At 40.0% G+C, this 23,284-nt stretch carries 22 protein-coding genes; 12 read left to right on the forward strand and 10 right to left on the reverse strand.

The features are described 5' to 3' along the window. The first annotated feature begins 454 nt into the window (after positions 1-454). Both B3C94_RS22965 and B3C94_RS22970 read left to right on the forward strand, forming a co-directional pair. Complete coding sequence (locus B3C94_RS22965) at positions 455-3,442, forward strand: TIM-barrel domain-containing protein (protein ID WP_293908189.1); 2,988 nt, start codon at positions 455-457, stop codon at positions 3,440-3,442. Beyond that, positions 3,340-4,320, forward strand: coding sequence for a discoidin domain-containing protein (locus B3C94_RS22970; RefSeq protein WP_293908338.1), 981 nt, complete (start codon positions 3,340-3,342; stop codon positions 4,318-4,320). Before B3C94_RS22965 ends, B3C94_RS22970 begins: the two co-directional genes overlap by 103 nt. Positions 4,321-4,396: 76 nt before the next feature. Here the strand turns inward: B3C94_RS22970 and B3C94_RS22975 are convergent, their stop codons facing one another. The 3 genes from B3C94_RS22975 to B3C94_RS22985 all read right to left on the reverse strand — a co-directional run bounded on the left by B3C94_RS22975 (position 4,397) and on the right by B3C94_RS22985 (position 6,192). Then, positions 4,397-5,275, reverse strand: a complete 879-nt coding sequence (locus tag B3C94_RS22975) for a pirin family protein (protein ID WP_293908191.1) — start codon at positions 5,273-5,275, stop codon at positions 4,397-4,399. 131 nt (positions 5,276-5,406) lie between these two features. Next, on the reverse strand, positions 5,407-5,721 hold the full coding sequence (locus B3C94_RS22980; RefSeq protein ID WP_293908193.1) for a hypothetical protein: 315 nt from the start codon (positions 5,719-5,721) through the stop codon (positions 5,407-5,409). 48 nt (positions 5,722-5,769) lie between these two features. Then, positions 5,770-6,192 carry an OsmC family protein gene (locus tag B3C94_RS22985; RefSeq protein ID WP_293908196.1) on the reverse strand — a complete coding sequence of 141 codons (423 nt, stop codon included), beginning with the start codon at positions 6,190-6,192 and terminating at the stop codon, positions 5,770-5,772. Positions 6,193-6,454: 262 nt separating this feature from the next. Here B3C94_RS22985 and B3C94_RS22990 point away from each other — a divergent pair, with 262 nt between their 5' ends. Together B3C94_RS22990 and B3C94_RS22995 are read left to right on the forward strand one after the other, a co-directional pair. Then, positions 6,455-7,174: an outer membrane beta-barrel protein gene (locus tag B3C94_RS22990; RefSeq protein ID WP_293908198.1), complete on the forward strand. Its 720-nt coding sequence runs from the start codon at positions 6,455-6,457 to the stop codon at positions 7,172-7,174. Beyond that, the gene (locus B3C94_RS22995; RefSeq protein WP_293908200.1) at positions 7,167-7,745 is read left to right on the forward strand and encodes a TMEM175 family protein; all 579 of its coding nucleotides are present in this window, start codon (positions 7,167-7,169) and stop codon (positions 7,743-7,745) included. The genes B3C94_RS22990 and B3C94_RS22995 overlap by 8 nt, the downstream gene beginning before the upstream one ends. On the opposite strand, the gene B3C94_RS23000 is transcribed toward B3C94_RS22995, so the two are convergent. The 3 genes from B3C94_RS23000 to B3C94_RS23010 form a co-directional block, all read right to left on the reverse strand. After that, positions 7,739-8,299, reverse strand: a complete 561-nt coding sequence (locus tag B3C94_RS23000) for an AAA family ATPase (protein WP_293908202.1) — start codon at positions 8,297-8,299, stop codon at positions 7,739-7,741. The genes B3C94_RS22995 and B3C94_RS23000 overlap by 7 nt on opposite strands. 94 nt (positions 8,300-8,393) lie before the next feature. Continuing rightward, positions 8,394-9,482, reverse strand: a complete 1,089-nt coding sequence (locus B3C94_RS23005; protein ID WP_293908204.1) for a DUF6688 domain-containing protein — start codon at positions 9,480-9,482, stop codon at positions 8,394-8,396. A gap of 114 nt (positions 9,483-9,596) precedes the next feature. Next, positions 9,597-10,415, reverse strand: coding sequence for a hypothetical protein (locus B3C94_RS23010; RefSeq protein WP_293908207.1), 819 nt, complete (start codon positions 10,413-10,415; stop codon positions 9,597-9,599). 199 nt (positions 10,416-10,614) lie between these two features. On the opposite strand from B3C94_RS23010, the gene B3C94_RS23015 reads away from it, so the two are divergent. After that, the gene (locus B3C94_RS23015) at positions 10,615-11,148 is read left to right on the forward strand and encodes a hypothetical protein (RefSeq protein ID WP_293908209.1); all 534 of its coding nucleotides are present in this window, start codon (positions 10,615-10,617) and stop codon (positions 11,146-11,148) included. A gap of 3 nt (positions 11,149-11,151) precedes the next feature. Next, positions 11,152-11,673: an STM3941 family protein gene (locus B3C94_RS23020; RefSeq protein WP_293908211.1), complete on the forward strand. Its 522-nt coding sequence runs from the start codon at positions 11,152-11,154 to the stop codon at positions 11,671-11,673. Between the two features lie 46 nt (positions 11,674-11,719). On the opposite strand, the gene B3C94_RS23025 is transcribed toward B3C94_RS23020, so the two are convergent. The 3 genes from B3C94_RS23025 to B3C94_RS23035 are packed head-to-tail and all read right to left on the reverse strand — an operon-like array spanning position 11,720 to position 13,856. Next, positions 11,720-12,949, reverse strand: coding sequence for an RNA polymerase sigma factor (locus tag B3C94_RS23025; RefSeq protein WP_293908213.1), 1,230 nt, complete (start codon positions 12,947-12,949; stop codon positions 11,720-11,722). A 51-nt stretch (positions 12,950-13,000) separates the two neighbouring features. Then, positions 13,001-13,339, reverse strand: coding sequence for a YciI family protein (locus B3C94_RS23030; protein WP_293908215.1), 339 nt, complete (start codon positions 13,337-13,339; stop codon positions 13,001-13,003). 40 nt (positions 13,340-13,379) lie between these two features. Continuing rightward, positions 13,380-13,856 carry a carboxymuconolactone decarboxylase family protein gene (locus tag B3C94_RS23035; protein ID WP_293908217.1) on the reverse strand — a complete coding sequence of 159 codons (477 nt, stop codon included), beginning with the start codon at positions 13,854-13,856 and terminating at the stop codon, positions 13,380-13,382. 368 nt (positions 13,857-14,224) lie between these two features. On the opposite strand from B3C94_RS23035, the gene B3C94_RS23040 reads away from it, so the two are divergent. After that, entirely contained in the window at positions 14,225-15,979 is a 1,755-nt protein-coding gene (locus B3C94_RS23040; protein WP_293908219.1) for a DUF885 domain-containing protein, read from the forward strand. A 62-nt stretch (positions 15,980-16,041) separates the two neighbouring features. Here the strand turns inward: B3C94_RS23040 and B3C94_RS23045 are convergent, their stop codons facing one another. Further along, the gene (locus B3C94_RS23045; RefSeq protein WP_293908221.1) at positions 16,042-17,031 is read right to left on the reverse strand and encodes a GlxA family transcriptional regulator; all 990 of its coding nucleotides are present in this window, start codon (positions 17,029-17,031) and stop codon (positions 16,042-16,044) included. A gap of 133 nt (positions 17,032-17,164) precedes the next feature. Here B3C94_RS23045 and B3C94_RS23050 point away from each other — a divergent pair, with 133 nt between their 5' ends. The 5 genes from B3C94_RS23050 to B3C94_RS23070 all read left to right on the forward strand — a co-directional run bounded on the left by B3C94_RS23050 (position 17,165) and on the right by B3C94_RS23070 (position 23,173). Next, on the forward strand, positions 17,165-17,587 hold the full coding sequence (locus tag B3C94_RS23050) for a DoxX family protein (protein WP_293908223.1): 423 nt from the start codon (positions 17,165-17,167) through the stop codon (positions 17,585-17,587). Positions 17,588-17,679: 92 nt separating this feature from the next. After that, positions 17,680-18,129 (forward strand): SRPBCC family protein, encoded by a 450-nt coding sequence (locus B3C94_RS23055; RefSeq protein ID WP_293908225.1) that lies wholly within the window; start codon positions 17,680-17,682, stop codon positions 18,127-18,129. 12 nt (positions 18,130-18,141) lie between these two features. Then, positions 18,142-18,546, forward strand: a complete 405-nt coding sequence (locus tag B3C94_RS23060) for a glyoxalase (RefSeq protein WP_293908227.1) — start codon at positions 18,142-18,144, stop codon at positions 18,544-18,546. A gap of 105 nt (positions 18,547-18,651) precedes the next feature. Next, complete coding sequence (locus tag B3C94_RS23065; RefSeq protein ID WP_293908229.1) at positions 18,652-19,536, forward strand: ABC transporter ATP-binding protein; 885 nt, start codon at positions 18,652-18,654, stop codon at positions 19,534-19,536. Further along, positions 19,517-23,173, forward strand: coding sequence for a M1 family aminopeptidase (locus B3C94_RS23070; protein ID WP_293908231.1), 3,657 nt, complete (start codon positions 19,517-19,519; stop codon positions 23,171-23,173). The genes B3C94_RS23065 and B3C94_RS23070 overlap by 20 nt, the downstream gene beginning before the upstream one ends. The last annotated feature ends 111 nt before the right edge of the window (positions 23,174-23,284 follow it).

The following is a 23,284-nucleotide window of genomic DNA, read 5'->3' on the forward strand; positions in this document are numbered from 1 at the left end:
TGAGCCCGGTCCATCGGCAGCTGTTCCGCAACTGTCACTGTCCCACAGTGGTATGGTGCATCACCAGTAGCCCTTAAACCAAATGCTCCCTTATTGATAGCCGCAAGCTGCAGGATGAGTTCTGGATAATCGGATCGCGGCATGATCAGAACAGTTGAAAATGTTGCTGAACCTCCTTTACCTCCGCTGATCCCTTAACACTATCTCGCCTGACTAAACGTACCCCTGATATATGTATACCAGCAACCACTGCATGATTCGTGGATAAAGTTATCCCGCTTCTATCCTTATCCGTATCACTCTCGTTAACCTTTTCTACGAGATGCTTACTATATGGGTTGGTTGACCTGCAACATTCTTATTGGACAATCGTTTGCATTCCAGAATCACTTTTTTACTTCGAATTACTATTGTATTATTGTTATGTTAATTTAATGCATTATAAATCATACGCATGAAGATATCTATTTGGAGCACAAAAGCCCGTGTCAGTTTATTGATGGGATTGGCTTCTCCTTTTATTTTTCAACCCACTCGAGTTGATGCCAAAACAAGTACGATAAACTATTTCAATACAGCGAACCTGGATAACGGAAGCCGTATTATCGCTATTCAGAAAATTAATCCGACAACAGTCGAGATTGTATACGATAATGGGCAACGAATGACGTTAGATTTCTACGGTGATCATATTTTTAGAATGTTCCAAGATGTTCATGGTGGTATTATTCGTGATCCCGAAGCAAAACCTGAGGCAAAGATCCTGGTAGAGCAACCTCGGAAGGCTGTCAACGGACTTGATGTAAAGGATGAAGGTAATAAAGTTAGCGTCTCCACCAACGATATCCTTTTCTCGATGGACAAACAGACCTCGCAGTTTAGTATTCTCAATCGCAAGACCAATAAAATTGTCATTGAAAGTTTAAAACCGATTGCTTTCCAAGAGAAACAAGTCAGTCTTGAATTGAAGGAACAGACGGACGAATATTTCTTTGGCGGTGGCGTACAAAACGGGCGTTTTTCACATAAAGGGAGAACAATTGCCATCGAAAATCAGAATAGCTGGACAGACGGCGGTGTTGCTTCCCCAACTCCTTATTACTGGTCTACCAACGGTTATGGCTTTATGTGGCATACTTTCAAAAAAGGTAGTTATGCATTTGGTGCCAAAACTAAAGGGACCGTCAAACTGACACATGATACAGACTACCTCGACGTCTTTTTTATGGTTAATGACGGCATAGTTCCTTTGTTGAACGATTTCTATCAATTGACAGGCAATCCTATTCTCTTACCAAAATTTGGCTTGTATGAAGGACACCTCAATGCTTATAACCGCGATTTCTGGAAAGAAGATGAAAAAGGTGTTTTATTTGAAGATGGCAAGCGTTATAAGGAAAGCCAAAAGGACAATGGCGGTATCAAAGAATCTCTAAATGGAGAAATGAATAATTATCAATTCTCAGCGCGTGCTGTAATCGACCGTTATAAGGCACATGATATGCCTTTGGGCTGGATCCTTCCTAATGATGGTTACGGTGCTGGTTATGGCCAAACGGAAAGCTTAGATGGAAATATCAAAAACTTGAAAGAGTTTGGGGATTATGCGCGTAAGAATGGTGTGGAAATCGGTTTATGGACACAATCTGATCTCCATCCCAAAGATAGTATAAGTGCGCTATTACAACGTGATATCGTCAAAGAAGTACGTGATGCCGGTGTGAGAGTCTTAAAGACAGATGTTGCCTGGGTGGGTCCAGGATACTCATTTGGTCTCAATGGCGTAGCGGATGTGGGGCATACCATGCCTTATTATGGGAACAATGCCCGTCCATTTATTATTTCATTAGATGGTTGGGCAGGTACACAACGTTATGCTGGTATTTGGTCGGGTGACCAGACTGGAGGGGTATGGGAATACATCCGGTTTCATATACCGACCTATATCGGTTCGGGGCTTTCAGGTCAGCCCAATATCACTTCCGATATGGACGGAATCTTTGGTGGTAAAAACTTTAAGGTCAATATCCGTGATTTTCAATGGAAGACATGGACGCCCATGGAACTTAATATGGATGGCTGGGGATCGAACGAAAAGTATCCGCATGCATTGGGAGAACCGGCTACTTCGATTAATCGTTTGTACCTGAAATTGAAATCACAATTGGTTCCCTATAGCTATAGTGTAGCCAAACAAGCCATAGACGGACTTCCCATCATTCGGGCCATGTTTTTGGAGCAGGCAAATAGCTATACGCTCGGCAAGGCAACACAATATCAATACCTCTATGGCCCTAATTTTCTTGTAGCACCGATATATCAGGAAACTCGTGTTGATGAGAAAGGAAATGATATCCGGAACGGTATCTACCTGCCGGATGGTGAGTGGATTGATTATTTTACCGGTGAAAAATATAAGGGCGGCCGCATTATCAATAATTTTAATGTGCCTATCTGGAAACTACCAGTCTTTGTTAAAAATGGTGCTATTATTCCAGTGACCAATCCGAATAATAATGTACAGGAAATCAAGAAAGATCAGCGTATCTATGAAGTGTATCCTTACGGAAATTCGAGCTTTGTTGAATACGATGATGATGGGAAGACGGAGGCGTATCGTTATGGTAAGGGGGTAAATACAACGATAACTTCGAGCCTTAACAATAATAATGTATTGGTGACGATCGCTCCAGCGCAAGGTGAATTCGATGGATTTGAGAAAATGAAGTCAACTGAAATCCGTTTTAACGTGAGCAAAGCACCGAAGAAATTAACAGCAAAGGTCAATAGGAAAACGATCAAGCTTAAGGAAGTGCGTACACTAAATGAATTTAATGCTTCTGAAAATGTATACTTCTATGATGAAAAGCCCAACTTGAACCAATTTGCTACAAAAGGATTGGAATTCGAAAAAGTACCTTTGATCAAGAATCCATTACTGTTGGTGCGAATTGATAAACATGATATATCCTTAGCGTCAATCGAAGTGCAATTGGATGGATTCGAATATGCTCCTGTAGACAGCTATTTGGCTCAGACAGGCTCTTTAACATCGCCTACGGCTGTCATAACTGATCAAAATACACAAGCTTATACCTTAACGCCAACTTGGGAAAAGGTCGCAAATGCCGATTATTATGAGATCGAATTCAATAATCTGATCTATTCAACCATTAAAGACAACCAATTGCTGTTTGAAGGATTGGCCGCAGAAACGGACTATCAGTTTAAAATAAGAGCCGTCAATAAAGCCGGTGTTTCAGATTGGAGTACATTTGCTGCAAAACAAAGGCGAACCCATTGGAATTTGCTATTGAAGGGATCAAGGCTGAGACTTCTGTGGATAATCAGGGCGGTAATGGTATCAACAAGTTGTTCAATTATGACGAAGGGGATATGTGGCATACCAAATGGGGACAGACGGCAGTGCCGTTCGATATGACCTTAGATCTGAAATCTGTCAATCAACTGGATAAGTTCGAATATCTTCCAAGGACCGATGGTGGAAATGGTATTATTTTAAAAGGAAAGGTATTCTATAGTAATGATAAGAATACCTGGACAGAAGCAGGTAGCTTTGACTGGAAACGTGATGGCGAAATGAAACGTTTTGATTTTGGAACTCATCCGGTAGCCCGATTTATCAAGATTTCTGTTTCTGAAGCTGTGGGAGGATTTGGTTCCGGCCGGGAACTATATGTCTTTAAGGTACCAGGATCGTCAAGCTACTTGCCGGGCGATATCAACAACGATAGACTGATCGATCACAATGACTTAACTTCGTATATTAACTATACAGGATTGCGTTTGGGAGATGGTGATTTTGAAGGTTATGTTAGCAATGGTGATGTCAACAAGAATAATTTGATTGATGCTTATGATATTTCTAATGTTGCTGTTGTGATCGAAGGTGGTGCAAAACCAGTAAAAGAAGAAAAGGTAGCCGGTAAGTTAAAATTGGTTCCCTCAAAAACAAGCTTGAAATCTGGAGAAACCGTAGAGATCATTGTGAGCGGTGAAAATCTCAAAGCTGTCAATGCACTGAGTTTTGCGCTCCCTTACAATCAAGGGGATTTTGAATATGTTGGTATCGAACCTGTACACATGAAAGAAATGAACAATTACAGCAACGACCGTCTTCATACCAATGGAAGTAAGACGCTGTATCCGACCTTTGTGAATTTAGGTAATAAGGAAACCTTAAATGGAACGGAAGTCTTATTTAAGATTAAATTAAAAGCCAAACGCAATACCAGCTTTAATTTGAAAGCTATTGATGGTGTGTTAGTAGACAAAAAGCTGAATTCTGTCAGGTTTTAAAATCGCTATTTAACAGAACGGGGAGCTTTATAGGCTCCCCGTTCTGTTAAATAATTTATGCAAATAGCAATGTACGCTAATCCAATGTCATGCTGAGATCCATTAGTAAGATTTCAGTGTCTGCGGAAGTTGATTTCAGACTGATTTCCGAAACATCCCAAATTCCAAATCCATCTCTGGTTTCTAGCGTTTGTCCTTCGACAGTCACGCTACCTTTGATCACAAAAATATAAACACCATTGCCGGTCTGTTTGATCTGGTATGTTGTTTCGATGTCCTTGTCAAAATGGCCCATTGAAAACCAAGCATCCTGGTGAATCCAAACCCCTTCATCGTCCGGATTTGGAGAAAGAATTTGTTGAAATTTATTCTGTCTTTGTGCTATATCAAGGGTAATCTGATCATATCGCGGGTTCACATTGCGTTGATTTGGATATACCCAAATCTGAAGAAATTTGACTGCCTGATCTGTATTCTTGTTGTATTCACTGTGTATAATACCCGTTCCAGCGCTCATGACCTGAATATCTCCTTTCCGGATAATCGCTTTATTCCCCATGCTATCTTCGTGTTCCAGATCACCTTCCAACGGAATACTGATGATTTCCATATTGTCGTGGGGATGTCTGCCAAAACCTCTTCCTCCAGCTACTGTGTCATCGTTGAGTACTCGTAATACACCAAAATGCATGCGTTCGGGATTGTGATAATTGGCAAAACTAAAAGTATGATTGCTTACTAACCAGCCATGATCTGCATGCCCACGGGTAGATGCCTTATGAAGTACACTATGATTTTCCAATTTGTCTGAATTAAAGTTTACATTTTCCGCATCCAAAGTCTCTAAGGGCTCTATTTCGTCAATATCATTCTTTAAGATATCAGCTGAAGAAACTGTTGATGCAAATATTCCGGAGCCTAAAAGGCCTTTTTTTATAAAGTTCTGTCTGTTCATAATCTTGTATTTATTAGTCAAAATTAGCCTTTTAGCTGCCGATTTTCATTGAACTAGTTCAATAAAGACAGGGTTTTCAGTAGTTTTAATAACTATTTTAAATCGGGCTATTTTCGGTGTTGGGAATTTAATTAAACAGGTAGCAATTCGGGAAACAGGCTATACACTTCATTTTTTAGTAGTCCGCTTCCGCCGCCATAATGTTTAATGAGGCCAATGGAATAAGTGAGACGTGATAGATGATCTGTTATCTCGCGCTCGTCCTCTGGCGAAAGGCCCGAACTCAATAATAATACATCTACCGGTTCATCTATCAAATGCTGTTTACAAGCGCTAAGATCCTGTTGTATAATTGCGTTCCATGTGGGGGTAAGTTCAATGATCCTCTTGAGTGTCAGAAGAATTTCTTCATTCTTACCAAATATGACGAAAGTTAAAGCTCTCATTGTGGGTATAAATTTTTTATAATTCCAGGTATTTATCCTGTTTCTGTATTAAGGATTAGTGCTGATAACCGTATTGACAACCGCATTGCCCTTTAAGATTTTTGAAATGGGGCATTCTTCAGCAATTTGCAGGAGACGTACCCGTGTGTCCTCATCGAGGGCTTGCCCAAAAGCTATTTCGCGGTCAAAATAGGTGACAACCTGTCCTTTTTCAATTTTGAGATACATATTGGAGCTAACTGAAATATCTTGGATATCAAGTTCTTTTTTATCGATGTACATGCGTAAAGTCGCTAACGTGCACGATACCAGCGATGAGATTAAAAGTGTATAGGGATCGGGCCCAAGATCTTTTCCGCCGAGCTTTTCCGGTTCATCCGTAATAAATTCTCCGTTTCTCCATTGGATAGTGGTCTTATATTTCTGTGCGCCGATATGGCCAACGACAGGATTTTCCAATATATACTTCATGTGGATGATATTTGTATTTGTAATACAACAAAAATAAGTTTGAATCGGTTCATTTTCATTGATGTAGTTCAATAAATATAACAATTTTAAACAATCGGATCCATTTAGGAAAGACAGTAGATCAAGTGAATTTTTGTTAAGGGATAAAAGATGTTGCCGCAGAAATAATAAGTAATGATTGATTTCAATCGCATAAATTTTCTTACTTTTAGCAATCGAATACGCACAATTTTTTAAGGGATTTTATTTTAATATTTCGTTTATGATGAAGAGATTATTACTTGTCGGATTTTTTGCTGGTGTAACCCATTTTATGGCTTTCTCACAGTCCCATGAGCTTCGCGTGGGCGTTACTTCTGGCGTGTCTAACTTTACTGGATCGGGAAGCGAAGCCAAAAGTATGTTGAATGGATCTACACAGCAGGACTATTATACCAATAATCCCTATGGAAAAAAATATGGAATAAACATCGGCGGTGCTGTAAACTACCGTTATGTTTTTGCCAACAACCTGATACTGGGTTTGGAAGGTGCATACGAAAGATTGCAGACAAAAATCGATCTGGAGGGTAATGAATTTATGAACGGAAGCCGGGGGCAAACCAGGCTCAATCAGCAGTTTATCAATTTTAATCCTTTCGTTGGCTATCGTGTCTTTTTTGAACCGATGACAATGGATATTCAACTTGGTTTGGATGTTGCTAAGACATTGAGCGTCAAAGAGGACGGTAGTATTGAAGATAAACAAGGCAATAAAACGAGTTTCGACCATGATAGAGGTAAAGTCGTTGATCTGGATCTGCGTCCACGTTTGCAGTTTAATGTGAACTACGAACGCTATACAGTTTTTGCGGGTTATTCATGGGGATTGAAGGATTATAATAATGGGCTGCTTGGAGCTGATCCCGGTGCTGCACGATTAAATGTGTTCCGCTTGGGTTTACAGTATCAGCTTTTAACTCCGATATTTAAAAATGACTAAGGGTAGAATTGAAGCATTCAGTGATGGTGTACTGGCCATCATTATAACAATTATGGTACTTGAACTAAAAGTACCGGAGGGCTTTACTTTTGCGAGTCTCAAACCATTATATCCCAAAATTATCTCTTATATCGTTAGTTTTGTTTATGTTGGACTCTATTGGAATAATCATCATCACCTATTTCAGATCGTAAGGAAAGTGAATGGTAAGGTTCTTTGGAGCAATTTAAATCTATTATTTTGGCTTTCGTTGATGCCAGTTACTACGAATTGGATAGGTGAATCCCATTTTGAAAGAGATCCGATCATTGCTTATGGCGTTGTCCTTATTATGTGTTCCATATCATATAACATCGTGGAGTATTTTGTAATCCAAATAGAAGGGGAGGATTCGGCACTCAAAAAAGCTGTTAAATCAAAGACAAAGGAGTATATTTCAACTGCATTATATTTTATGGGGATAGGTCTGTCTTTTATAAATCCTTATATAAGTTTGCTGCTCTTCGGAACCGTGGCTATTATGTGGCTTATACCCGACCGTCGTATTGAGAAGGAACTGCGGAATCAATAGTTTTCCAGTTCCAATGTTTTAAGGATAAACAGCACGCGCTCTGCTACTGTGATTTTTGGAACCTCGATGGTTTCATAGCCCAGTTTCTCATAAGTATCTTTCATCACTTTAAAGGTATCTTCGGCTTCCTGCCATGTTTGCTTCCGTTCGTTGTCATTTTCATAGATGTCAGCCCATGGAGGTAAGATAAATACTTTTTTGTAATAACTACGCTTCTTCGCTTCTCGAAGCAGTTGCCTTTCGATCACGAGATTCTCCATATCGATATAGGCCAATGTATCTGGAATACCGCGATCAAAAAATACATACTGATCTACGTTTTTGCTTAGCTGTCGTTCGTAGCTAATACAAGAAGCCGTCAACATCAGCTCTGCGTAATGAAGTTTATTTTTCCAGGGCAGTCCGTCACCGGCAGTCTCTAATTGTTCTTTGATGATCTGACGGGCATCTTCTGGTACGGTGCTGAATCCCTGCCTTTGCAACGCAGTTAATAATGTTGTCTTACCGACGCCAGGACCTCCTGTCAGGACGATAAAATTAGCTGTTTGATACATACGATTAGTTTGTTATAGTTTTCAGGAATGAACGACCAAAGCTGGTTGGTTATTCAGTTAATAATCCAGCCAAAATTCTATAAACCAGAGAAGACTAGCTATATTGTTTTGCGATTTTCTTTTCGGGTTCTACATAGAACATATACAGAAAAAAAAGAAATACATATTCGAGCGGTTTCATCACCATGTAGGTCCTATTTGACGCCTTGACGGAATTGATTTTTACAGAGACATTGTAGCCGTATTTATCGTAGCAATGCCTTACAAAGCGATGTACTGCCGGGGATAAATCGCTCAGAATTTCTTCAAAAGCGTTGGCAATTTGAAGCTGTCTATTGACAATAATGGTGTAGCCATGTCTTTTGCCTAGCCGTAAGGGTTTTACAAGGGCTGGATCTCCTTTTGCCGCAACAGTACAGAGATAATGTCCCTGATGATCAAGAATAGGAGGGTGCATTTTTTGTGAAAATGCCCAAGTCGTCGTTTCGGTGAATACTTTCACCAATGAATCATGATCTTGTCCAAACAAAATAAGAATAATTGTACATAATAAAAAGATCGGGATCAAAAATAGGAACGCCCAGATAGGAAGATCGACCTTTGAAGCGAGTAGACTATTCATTTTATTAAGGGCAGTGCTGGAATAAGTTCTGCCTAAGGCGTAGACCTTCTCTTCAAGGATGACTTTACGGATTAATCCGATCCCTATAATAAGGCAGCATATTGGTGTAAAAATAAAGTATAGCGTGCCTTCATTGCCGATATACATATCCAAGGTGGAGGTATCGTGGTGGCTGACCTGAATGAGCACAAAGACACTGATGATACTCCCAATTAATAACATGATAAGCATCAGAACAAGTGGAATGGGTGGGATTTTTCGGCCTCTTACCCAGATTGCTACTGCTGAGCTATTAAATGCGATGAAATAAACCAGCAGGGATAATATATGTTTTCCGCCGAAAGGGATATAGCAGTCGCCATCCACAGGGTCTACAGCCTGGTTAAACTGGCTTGAATGAAATAATAAACCAACCCCGGCAATCATTAATGAAATAAGATAAGCGACGATGACGGCATATTCAACAACTGATATTTCCTTATGCTGTTTCTTGACAATAGATCGAATCAGATATACAAATCCGACAAGGGCGAGAATAATTAGAAGAAGGATAATAATCATAATGGTATAAGTAGCTATAAAGCTAAAGCAAATATCGTAAAATCATTTTTTTTAAATCACATTCAGATTTTTTAAATCACATTCAGACCGCTCTAAGTTTTAAAAAAGTTGACATTAATCTTTACCAAATAATCTATTCCAAAAGCTCTTTTTTTTGCTAGGTCGGGAAGTCGGTATTGTTTCAAAATTTTGAGGGTCGACATGAATGGTTTCAGTTTTGACATTGGGTAAAATTTCATTTTCAGGGAGACCATTGCGTTGTTCTATTTCCTGAATCTGCTGTAATGCCGCTTTACGATATAAGAGAGGGCCTTCTTTGTCGCAGTTGAAAAGATTTGAGTAGCTTTTTGATTCATTGAGATCAAAAGGTTGTGGTTCTACGACTTCTGTCGCTTCCAGAAGACCAAGACCACGTTCTTTAGCAAACTGCAGCGCACGAAGGAAAATTGAAATACGATTGTCCGAAAATAAAGTATCTAATTCAGCTTTGATTGCAGGGTTCTGCTGATAATCGTCTATTAATTGTGCTACTTTTTCTGCTGGTATAAAGACACCCGAACAATAGTTTTCCACCAGTTTATTTCCAATCTTATTCGTTAGAAACTCCTGCTGAACGAAGTCTTCCCACCTTTTGTAATAGTTGGTTAGAAGCTCATTTTGGGAAAACGACAGGGCACCACCGCGGACATAGAAATACTGCTCGAAAAAGCCTTGGACGACAGCAATAAAAAAGCCGTGAGTTTTGTCAAAATAATCATTTTTGTCTGTTTCACGACCTGCGTTTAGGGTGTCTTGGTATTTGGTTTTATAGAAATCTTCCAGCTGATGGCGTGCGGAAATGGCCTCAATCTTTTCGGGATTTCTGAGCAATTCAAAATACCATGTTTCTATTTGCTGTTCGGAAATGGGGTGGTAACTAATATCATAGCCCATAATGACTGGTTTTAATCTGCTGTATTGTATTTACTAAGGTATTAAAAATTAATAGGTTGTGCAATATGGACTAAGAATAGGTATGTCCTTTTTTTGTCAACAATAGGTTTTGCCCTGAGGTGACGAATCGAGAAACGCTGAGGGTCTGTTTGCCTATTTCGTGAATATTAGTTACTTTGGCAACAAACAGAATTTATATATGAAGCACTTATTATTTATTATTTTCATGACGGCGAGCTTATTTTTTACAGCTTGTCAATCTACGAGCCCAGAAACTTTTTTCGGAAAAGTTGTCTTAAATACCAATCTTGTGGCAGATTTTAGCCCTGAACGTTATGGCAAACAGCTTGAACAGGAGACGGTGGAATTTGCGGATATGCCTTCCAGTAAGAAAGTAGGCGATGAAGCCCAGAAATCTGTCGGAATCAAGATTCAGGTTGTAGAAAAGGCGTTAAAAGATATTAAGGAACTGAATGTTTCCGACGCAGACGCCAAAGCATTAAAGGAGCAGTCTGTAGCATTATTTGAAAAAGTTCTGCCCGTTTATAAAAATGAATATATGGCTTATGCAAAATTATGCGACAGTAAAGGTTCGGCTGAAGAAAAACAGGCTTTACTCCAAAAGATTGAGAAAAATGATATGCCTTCTATCAATAGTGTGTTTGACAACGTATATACCTTAGGTAAGGCTTATGCAGAAAAACACAATCTCAACGTCAATTGGGGGAACTAACATATGAATGAAACAAATCTTTACAGAAATAGGCGGAAAACAACTCAATTGCTGGTGATTTCTGGAGCAATTTGCTTACTGCTTTTGATCATTCTCCTTTATAGCATAGGGCTATTTGATGGAATTTTTAAAGCAAAACCTACTGTTTTTTCTGCGGGAGCATTGCTGGTACTTCTGATCTTATTGATCGTAAATTTGTTAAACCTCCGGGATAAATCAGCACAGATTGTCCTCAATGATAGGTATTTTCTTGGCAAAACAACACCATTAGCGAAAGCTTTTGGTCAAGGAGAATGGCAGGATGTAAAGTATATTGACCTACAGAAAGTAGGGGGAGATACGATGATCATTGTGACCCTAGAAAATCCAGGCAAATATAAAGATAGACTTCCTTCACTATTGTGGAAGATGGCCTACCAGGAATCTACTCAGGAGTTAAACATCATGTATTCGGCATCGACCATTGATCTGGATCCTTCGGAACTGCATCAACTGTTTGTATCTTATTGGGAGAGACAAAAGTAGCCATCGTATAAAATATAAAATAAGTCATTGCAGACTTTTGTGCATGTCAATCTAGCCTATCAATCTTCTGTTGGATAACTTCCTGTTCCAGCGTTGTTTTGGCAAGATTTTTTGCTTTTCTAAAGTTTGCGATGGCTTTGTTTTTGTCCAGTTCTTTATAGAGTTCCCCGAGAAGAACAAAATAAAAGTGATTACCTTCTAGCTGGAGCGCTTTTATTTCTGCAAGCGCTGTTTTAGCTCCTTTTACTTTGTATAATGCAAAGATTCTATTCAGGGCAGCCGCGGGGGAATAATTGACAATCAATAAACGGTCATACAGCTGCAGAATTTCCATCCATTTTTCAAAACGATCTTCCTTTGTACAATGACATTGTGCAATCTTCGCTTCAATATGGTATGAAGTGAGCTCATCGCCCGATGCAGAACGTTGAAGGAAATAAAGACCTTGATTGATAAGTTCCTGATTCCAGCGTTTTTCATCTTGCTGTTCATATAGAATAAAATCGCCTTCGTTGGTCTGTCGTGCTTCGAATCGGGAGGAATGAAAACAGATCAGTGCAAGGAGGGCATTTGTCTTTGGCGTATTGGTTTTTTCATAAGCTGAAAGCATAAGTGCAAGTCGTAAGGCCTCAACGCAGAGCTCTTTTCTTAAAATCTGGTTTTGTGTTTTCGAGTAGTAGCCTTCATTGAATAGGAGATAAATAATATGAAGCACATTATCGAGGCGTTTGATAATTTCCTGTTCCGCAGGAAGCTCAAGCTCGATTTTTTCTGAACGCAGTTTTTCTTTCGCCCTGAACAGCCTTTTGTTAATTGTTTCCTTGTTGGAAAGAAATGCTTCGGCAATTTCTTCAATACCAAAACCACAGAGTATCCGGAGGGCAAGTCCTATTTGTGCTTCACTGGCGATCGCCGGCGTACAGATCGCAAACAGCATTTTTAACTGGCTGTCTTTAATGTTTTCCTGCGAGAAATTGAAGGCATCGACTTCGTCTTCATGCCGCTGATTTTGCTGCACCATAGGTAGGACCTTCTCTTCAAATAGCTTATTTCTTCTAAAGTAAGCCAGTGTTTTTTGTTTTGCAACGGTATACAACCAGGCGGTAGGGTTGGCTGGGATGCCTTTGGTCTGCCAGGATTCGGTTGCTACCAGAAAAGTTTCGCTGACAATATCTTCGGCAATTTCAATATAACGGAGCCCAAAACTCTTGCTGATAACGGCGACGATTTTGGTGAATTCCTGTTGAAAAAGTTGTTTTAAGAAATTAGGATCCATAGTACTAAAGTAGGGACAACTGTGCTAGTCTACAGTTGCCCCTGTATGTCGTTAACCGAGTAGTGCACGTATCTCCACGCTGCCATTAAATTCGAGGATAGGACAGCCATGGGCCAGGGTCGTTGCCTCGTCAAGATCTTCTGCCGACACAACGATAAATCCGCCGAGTCGTTCTCTAATCTCCACAAAAGGACCATCTGTAACCACACCGCCTGGTTTCAATACCTTTCCGGCAGGCTCAAGACGGGAACCGTGATCTTTCAGCTTCCCTTGCGCATCAATGTCACTAATCCAGTCGAACCATTTTTTGTTTACGGCCTTTGTTTCTTCTTCTGTCAGCTGACTCTGCTCATTGGCTGCCTGACGAAATAACAAGATGAAATCTTTCATTTTTATGGTTTAATTTATCGTATAAATATACCCTTCGGTGTTAAGAAGCTGTCTGTACTTTATGCTGGCCCACTTTGTAGCTGCCTGCTTGCGTACGGAAAGAAATATTGATCCTATTGTATGAATTGATTGCAGTAATTGCCAATGTCAGGTCAATAAGTTCTTCCTCTGAAAATACCGCTGTTGCTTTGTTATAGACTTCTTCTGCTACATCGCCATTTGTAATTTTGGTAACGGCTTCAGCCCATTCCAAAGCAGCACGTTCACGTTCGTTGTAAAGTGGTGCTTCTCGCCAGGCATCCAATAAGAATAATCGTTGTGGATTCTCTCCAGTTGCCAATAAATCTTTGGAATGCATATCCAGACAATAAGCGCAGCCGTTGATTTGGGATACCCGGAAATAAATGAGGTGTAGTAGTTCCGGTTCTATTGAGCATTTGCTTAAATATGCACCTATTCCATACATCGATTTCATGGCATTTTGCCCTTTTGCGAAAAAATTAATTCGTTGTTCCATTTTTTTATTGTTTTATGTGTAACTGATTTACACTACAACAATGCTTGAAGTTAAAGAAATTGGACAGCTTGATTTGAAAATTTTGGAATTAAGTTATAAACATTTGTTTTTCAGTTGTTTAATTTAATAATTTTTCTAATGGTATTCTAATAATTTTTTAAAGGTCGCTAACCGAGCACCCATGCGGAATGCAGACCTTTGCACGCAAAAGAGAGAAACAGAAGAGTGTTTATGTGCTATTGTCTGCTTATACCATGGATCAAGAATTGGTTTATTCAAGGGTTTCATACCTGGTTATCGTTTTAAATTATTGGAGTAAAATGCTGAAATTCATCAACAATAATGTTAATTTTAAGCAAATTACTCCAATGAAACTTATAACATATACACTTACTATCGTTGGATTGGGCTTCATGGCTTCCTGTGGATCGGGATCTCATGGTAAACAATCCGCTGCAGATACCGTTGTCAATGAAAAGTTTAAATCATATGAAGACAGCTTTATCCAGCAGCTTTGGAAAGAAAATCCGGAATGGGCCACACAGGTGGGCTTCCATCAGTATGATTCCTTATTGACAATACCGGATGCGAATGCGAGAAAACTGCGTCTTGAATTTTCCAGAAGACATTTGGATAGCCTTAAAAGCTTTGATTTAAATACGTTGAACCTCTCGCAGCAAACAGATTATCATCTGATTCAAAACTATCTTGAATCCAATATTTGGTCTATTGAGCAAGAGCGCGCTTATGAATGGAATCCTTCTTCGTACAATGTTGGGGGGACCATCGCTTTTATGCTTGCAGAAAACTATGCCCCATTATCGAATCGGCTTAAAGCCATTTATCAGCGTTTGACGAAGATTCCGGCCTATTACGAAGCAGCGAAAGGACAGATTAAAAATCCGGCCTTGGTATTGACCGATTTGGCAGTTCAACAGAATTTGGGTGGTTTGTCTGTTTTCGAAAGTGACTTACGTGATTCATTGAAAAAATCTGATCTGCCTGTGGCTGAAAAAGAAGCCATACAGAAAGCCTCGCAACAAGCTGTTGCAGCGATTAATGGTTATGTCCATTTTTTGAAAGCAACACCTAATCCTTCTCCGCGTAGCTTTAGATTGGGAAAGGAACTTTACGACAAGAAATTTGATTTCGATATCCAATCTGGGTCGACGGCCGAACAGATTTATCAGGCTGCTCTCCAAAGAAAAAGTTATTTGCATGGTGAAATGTATAAAATCAGCAAAGAGCTCTGGCCAAAATATTTCGGAAAATCGGCCCTGCCGGCAGATAGCTTGGTCGTCATTCGAAAAATGATCGATACCCTGTCGATTAATCATGTGAAAGGTGAAGAGTTTCAATCGGCTATCGAAGCGCAGATACCCAAGCTGGTCGCTTTTGTCAAACAAAAAGAACTATTATATATAGATGATAGCAAACCGCTCGTTGTGCGTAAAGAACCTGCCTATATGGCTGGTGTTGCCGGTGCTTCCATCAGTGCACCTGGGCCCTACGATAAAGGCGGGAACACCTATTACAATGTGGGTAGTCTGAGTGGTTGGACCAAAGAGGCAACAGAGAGTTATTTGAGAGAGTATAACCATTACATTTTGCAGATACTTAATATCCACGAAGCTATTCCGGGGCATTATACCCAATTGGTCTACGCAAATCAGTCGCCGAGCCTAATCAAAAGTATTTTAGGCAACGGTGCAATGATTGAAGGCTGGGCTGTGTATACAGAACAAATGATGCTCGAAAACGGTTATGGTGACAATGCGCCTGAAATGTGGTTGATGTGGTATAAATGGCATCTGCGTACAGTTTGCAATGCCATACTCGATTATAGCGTGCATGTGAAAGACATGAGTGAGGAAGATGCAATGCATCTGTTGGTTGATGAAGCGTTTCAACAACAGGCAGAAGCGGCCGGTAAATGGAAACGTGTGTCAGTTAGCAGTGTACAGCTGACGTCTTACTTTACGGGGTATAAAGAAATTTATGATCTTAGGGAGGCTGTTAAGCAGAAAGAAGGTAAACAGTTTAATTTGAAGGCATTCAATGAGAAATTCCTGAGTTTTGGTAATTCACCTGTGAAATATATCCGGGAGATGATGTTGAAATAATACAGCTGATAAATCTAATCATAAAGCCACTCCCAGGAGTGGCTTTATTGTTTTACCCAAGACTATTGCTCAATGGCAACATCGGCTGCTACCTTGGCAAATTTGTTGCGATAGTCTATTGGCGTAAGACCCGTAATTTTTCGAAAGATATCCCGAAAAGCTTTTGTATCTGTATAGCCTACATCGTACATCACCTCGGAAACGTTTTTCCGGGAGGCTTCGAAGAATTTCTTTGCAGCTTCAATGCGCACGCGTTGAAGGTACTCGACTGGAGTGTTGTTGGTCGCTTCTTTGAATCTTCGTTCAAATGTACGCCGTCCGATATTGACATGATTGGCCAGGTCTTCAACTGTAATTTTCTCCTCGTATTTTCTCTCAATATAGTCTTGTGCATGCTGGATATCCAGATCACCATGGTTGCGTTGTCCTCTGAATATGGCGAACTGGGATTGATTATCCCTGCTGATATCCAGCGCAAAATATTTAGCGATGAGCACGGCCGTTTCTCTGTCGGAGTATTTCTCTACTAAATAAAGGATCAGATTCCATAAGCTGCTTGCACCACCACTGCTATAGATATTTTCATGTTCGGTGATTACCGCACCATCCTCAATTTCAATATTTGGATATTTTTCCTTGAATTCTTCGATATGCGCCCAGTGTGTCGAGCATTTTTTTCCATCCAATAAACCGGTTTCAGCAAGGAGAAAAGCACCTACACATAGGCTGGCAAGACTGGCTCCTTTGTGATACAGTTTTCTAAAATATGGAATGGCCTCTGCATTGTCGCGTATTCCCTTGTCGATGCTTCCAAAAATTGGCGGTATAATGAGCAAGTCCGTTTTTTCTACATCCTGCAATAAACGATTGGTCTTGATGGTATATTCGCCGCTATTGGCGGGGACATAGGTCGCTAAGCCTACATATTCAACCTTGAAAATAGGCTGTTTGCCAAAGGCAGACAGAAATTCATTGGCCGTATGAAAGGTCCTGAATGCAGGTGTAATTCCTTCTATCGTGCCATATTCGGGGACAAAAACAGAGATTTGCATATCATTATCGGTTTATAAAGTAAAGGTACAAATAGTTTTTGTCGTAATCTACCCCTAAAGTTGTCGTCTTTGCAACAGCCTGAATTTTGTGATCCTCCGCATCTTTGTTATATCAATATAAACAATAGAAAAAATGAAAAAGAACAAAATTGCTTTTTGGATAGCAACGGTATTGATAGTCCTCTGGGAAGGGCTGATGCCACTAGGAACGCTTTTATTTGCACCGCAATATATTAATGCGGGCACAAAACCATTGGGGTATCCAGATTATTTTGCATACGCATTAATTATCTGTAAGGTCCTGGGCGTTCTCGCCATTGCAGTACCACAGGTGCCGGGTAAGTTAAAAGAATGGGCCTATGCGGGATTGACATTCAATTTAATATTTGCTTTTATTAGTCACGCCTGTGTTGACAAAAATGCAGCATTTATGGTTATGCCAATTTTGGTATTGGGCGTACTCGCTGTTTCTTATTTCTATCAGGCCAGAATTGCACGTTTGAGTAGTAAGATGCATGCAGATACAGGAGCATATCATCAAACGGCAGTTGTGTAAGCAATTGTGGGACCGTATTAGGTTGCAGCAATGTTAGGTAAGAACGTAAAAAAAATAAAGCAGTAGTTATTCACTTATAAAACGATTTAAATATGAAAACGAATCATGTTTCCTTACATCGAATTATTCAGGCAAGTCCTGAAAAGGTATTCCGTGCTTTTGCGGATCCAGTAGCACATGCAAACTGGCTGCCGCCCTATGGTTTTCTGTGTACCGTACAACAGATGGATTTTAAAGTTGGGGGAAGTTTCAAAATGACCTTTACCAATTTTAGTACGGGTAATGGCCATTCCTTCGGTGGTGAGTATCTGGAGATTGAGCAAGACAGTTTTATCAAGTATGTGGATCGATTTGATGATCCTAATTTACCTGGGGAAATGACCACAACTGTTTCCTTGCGTAAGGCGATCTGTGGAACTGAACTCAAGATTGAACAGACTGGAATTCCGGAGGTTATTCCAGCTGAAATGTGCTACCTTGGCTGGCAGGAATCTTTGGAGAAAATGAAAAAACTTGTAGAGCCCGAAATACCGGATGCATAATCAATTTATACGATGTTAGTTCAGCAAATGGAACGCTTGCAAAGCGGAATTTTCATTACGTTCTCCGGGAATTGTAGAGCGGCACTTACATTTTATCAGGCTTGTTTTGGAGGAACTTTGCATTTTGAGATGTTCGACGAACCCCTGCAAGGATATACCGAAGTGCCCGTGGTAAGTGCTACTCTTATTTCCGAACGTATTGCGATCTATGGCTCAGATCTGGTGCATAATGAAGGCCGTAAAGTGGGTAACTATCTTGCGGTATTTATGCCCTGTGCGGATATAGCGGAGCGTGAGGAATTGATCACAAGACTTACATCCCGAAAGAATAAAAAGGAGGATTGGAATACAAAGCATAAATTTATTGAGGTTACTGATCTGTTTAATGTGCGATGGATTTTAGGAGTTGCAATTTAACCCATTAGAAACCTTAGATTTTAATTTGTTTTTAACTTTTACTATATTCATGTAACATATCATTGTTTTGGTATACTAACATATTATTAACAGTTAAAATAAATTATGAATTTATCAATAGAAACCCTTAGTAAGACCTATTCTAATGGGGTAAAAGCTTTGGACGGTGTAAACTTGGAAATTAAGCCGGGAATGTTTGGTTTATTGGGTCCTAATGGTGCCGGGAAGTCTTCTTTAATGCGGACGATTGCCACTCTTCAAAAACCAGACAGTGGACGCATTACTTTTGGTGCTATTGATGTACTCAAAAATCAGCTGGATTTGCGAAAAGTTTTAGGTTACTTACCGCAGGAATTTGGTGTTTATCCGAATCTATCGGCTACGGATCTGCTGCACTATTTTGCAAAACTTAAAGGGGTTAAATCGAAGGCTGATCGGGATGCAATTATCAATCGGGTTCTTGAGGTGACCAATCTTTGGGACGTGCGCAATAAAAGTGTAAGCGGTTACTCCGGTGGGATGAAGCAACGTTTTGGTATTGCCCAATTGTTGCTGAACGATCCCAAGTTAATCATTGTCGATGAGCCAACAGCAGGGCTTGACCCCGCTGAAAGACATCGTTTTCTAAACGTTTTAAGGGAGATAGGTACAGACCATACGGTTATTTTTTCTACCCATATTGTGGATGACGTACGGGAATTATGTCATGAGTTAGCCATTCTCAATGGCGGCAAGATCCTCTTGAGGGGGACACCCAAAGAATCTATTGATCAATTGGAGGGTAAGATCTGGGTACGTATTATCAGTAGAGATCAATTGGACGAGTATACACAAAAGTATAATGTCATTTCAACCAATTACAACCAGGACAATACACTCAATATTCGGGTGTACAGTGATGAGCGCCCTGACGATTCATTTGTGAATGCGCAGGGCCAATTGGAAGATGTCTATTTTGTTGCGCTAAAAAATGATCAACGCCATGTTTAAAGCCATCTTTAATTTTGAGTTTACGCGTTGGTTTAAAAGTTCGGCTGTCTATATCTATATGGCACTGTTCTTCGCGCTATCCTTGTTCATTATGCTGTCTTCGCTCGGTATCTTCGATGGGATAACGGCAACGACGGCATCCAATACCATTATGAACTCTCCTTGGGCGATTAATGGAATGGTCAATGGCATGTCGACCATTATCTATTTCTTGATACCTTCGATCGTTGGAGCCTGCGTCTATCGCGATTTCCAATATCAGGTGCACACGATACTTTTTAGTTATCCATTCTCAAAAACGGACTATCTCCTTGGAAAATTCTTTGGATCGGTGGCTGTTGTACTAGTTATTGTATTCGCCTCAACCTTGGGGATTATTGTTGCGCAGTTTGTACCGGGTATTAATCAGTCCTTATTGGGGCCAATTCATATTTGGGCTTATTTACAGACTTATCTCGTACAGGTGATTCCTAATCTCCTTATTTTTAGTGCTATTATTTTTGTGTTGGTGACATTGACGCGAAATGTCTATGTCGGTTTTGTTGCGGTGTTAATTCTGATTGTGCTGCAGGTGCTCGTTCAGAACCTAGCGAACAACATGGATAATCGTTTTGTGGGGGCATTGATTGATCCTTTTGGGGACAGTGCCATATCGTATTATACCCAATATTGGTCTCCTGATGAAAAGAATGTCAACAATCTTCCATTTACTGGAGCTGTTATTTATAATCGTTTAATCTGGCTTGCTGTCGCGGCCTTATTTATTGGTGGTTTTTATCTCTTATTCTCTTTCTCTCAGCATCAAATTTCGTTTAAATCATCAAAAAAAGGTGCCCGTTTAACCAAAAATAACTTTGATAGCATCTTCAAAATCAACCTGCCTAAGGTAAATTATGATTTTTCGGTATCCCATTATGTAAGAACGATGTGGACAATGGCACGTTATGATTACCGGTATATCGTCAAAAATCCGGTTTTTTTGATCTTAACCTTGGTCGGGGTACTTTTTATTATTTTGATGGCAAGTACTATTGGCTCGATATTCGGAACTTCGACTTATCCTGTCACTTGGAAAATGTTGATGATCCCCGGAACAACATTTACTTTTTTTCTGCTGATTCTGACTTTTCTTTTTACAGGGCTTCTTGTTCATCGAGGAAGCATTACACGTATGGGAGCACTGCTGGATACGACTCCAATTCCAAACTGGGCTTTGATGGGATCTAAAATTATTGCAGTTCTTTTGATGCAATTGACGCTGTTGGCCGTCGTCATTGCAACTTGTATGAGCTTCCAGATGTACCATCGTTATTATAATTTTGAAATAGGACAATATGTGATGCATTTGATGGTATATGGTATGTTGTCCAACCTGGTATGGCTGTTTGTGGCGCTGTTTATTCATACGCTCTTCAAAAATTACCTCGCTGGATTTTTTGTGCTATTGACCTTATTTATTGGATTGCCATTTTTATATATGGTGGGTGTAGAACAGGAGATCTATCAGTTTAACCAAGGGCCAGAGCTGGACTATTCGGATATGGATGGTTTTGGTTATATTCTTCCGTTTTTAACCTACCGGATTTACTGGATACTTTTCGCTGTGTTTTTTGCTGTTATCTGCCTGTTGTTGTGGCGTAGGGGTAGTTTTTCTGGGGTAAAAGAGCGTTGGGCTATTTTTAAGGCGAACTTAAGCCCAGTAACAACAGCGATTCTCATCTTTACCTTTGTGGGTTTTATCGGTATCGGATCTGCCATATATTACGAGAATCACATTAAAAATCCTTATTACACCAGCTTAGATCATGAAAAACAGGCTGTAGAATGGGAAAAGAAATATAAGAAATACCAATATAGGCCTCAACCGCGAGTGGTTGATATTAAGTTCAATCTGGATATTTTTCCTGATAAGCGAAGTTTTAAGGCGAATGCGGCATATGTGCTGAAAAATAAGACCAACACAGCTATCGATTCTATTTTTGTCAATTATAATGATTACGATTATACATTTTCTTTAAATGTGCCGAACAAGCTGATTTCTGCCGACGATAAGTATAATTTCAATATTTATAAATTAGCGAAGCCTATGGCTCCCGGAGATTCCATTGTGTTGAAATTTAGCGTTGTCAGTCCGGCCAATACTTGGGTAAATGAAAAGTCTCCTGTTAAGGGAAATGGAACCTTTATCAACAATATGCTTTTCCCGAATATAGGTTATCTAGACCGCGGCGAATTGGTAAACAATGAAATCCGAAAGAAATACGGACTACCATATCGGGAGCGGATGGCTCCCCAGACTGATCAAAGGGCCCTGCAGAATAATTATATATCCAATGATGCCGATTGGATCCGCTTTGAAGCTACTGTAAGTACTTCCAAGGATCAATTGGCAATTGCTCCGGGGTATCTGACAAAAGAATGGGAAAAGGATGGTCGTAAATACTATCAGTATAAAATGGATTCGGAAATCCTCAACTTTTTTGCCTTTAATTCGGCGCAATATGAAGTCAAAAAAGATAAGTGGAATGGGGTCAATCTGGAAATATACTACCATAAAGGCCATACTTACAATCTCGATCGTATGATGGCTTCCAGCAAGGCTTCTTTGGCTTATTATACGAAGGAATACAGCGCGTATCCGCATCGCCAATTACGCATTATTGAGTTTCCGCGCACAGCCGGCACTTTTGCGCAGTCCTTTGCTAATACCATTCCTTTCTCCGAAGCGATTGGTTTTATTGCCGATGTGAACGAGAAGAAGGAAGATGCCGTTGATTACCCCTATGCGGTAACAGCACATGAAATTGCACATCAATGGTGGGCGCATCAAGTTGTGGGCGCCAATGTGCAGGGGGCGACATTAATGTCCGAAAGTATGTCTGAATATTCATCGCTTAAGGTTTTGGAAAAAAGATATGGGAAAGGGCAGATGCGTAAGTTTCTCAAAGATGCACTCGACGGCTATTTGCAAGGACGAAGTGCCGAAAAACTAGGTGAAAAGCCATTGATGTATAATGAAAATCAAATGTACATCCATTACCAAAAGGGATCCTTGGTGCTGTATGCTTTGAGCGATTATCTGGGAGAAAATCTTTTTAACAGGACAGCTCAATCTTATTTGCAGCGTACAGCATTTGAGAATCCACCCTACACGACCTCCTCTGAGTTTGTGGACAGTTTTAGACAGGCGACTCCTGATTCGTTACGATACCTGATTAAGGATATGTTTGAAACAATTACGCTATATAACAACAAAGTTGAAAAAGTAAGTTCAAAGAAGCTGAAGAATGGAAAATATCAAGTCGATATTCAATTTGAAGTCTCTAAATATCGGGTAGATGGCAATGGAAAAAAGAGCTACAATGATGAAGGCGGACAAGCCTTGTCATTTAAAAAATCAGATCGTGTCACGGTGAAATCATTGCCACTGGCAGATTACATCGAGGTAGGTGTTTTTACGGATAAGAAGAGCAGAGACGGAAACAAACGTCAGGAGCTGTATCTAAAAAAGCACAAAATCAACCGGATCAACAATACGTTAACGCTTGTTGTTGACCAAAAACCAGAACAGGTAGGGATCGACCCCTACAATAAACTGATTGATATTGAATCGGATGATAATCGAAAGGATATATAAGTCAAGTGTAATCCGAAAAAATCCCCATCATACGATGGGGATTTTTTTTTTGCTAACGCTATAGCGTTTTTATACGTAATGTTTGCCGACGATTTATAGATATTTTTTCAA

The sequence above is a fragment of the Sphingobacterium sp. UBA5670 genome, from assembly GCF_002420705.1.
Classification (GTDB): domain Bacteria; phylum Bacteroidota; class Bacteroidia; order Sphingobacteriales; family Sphingobacteriaceae; genus Sphingobacterium.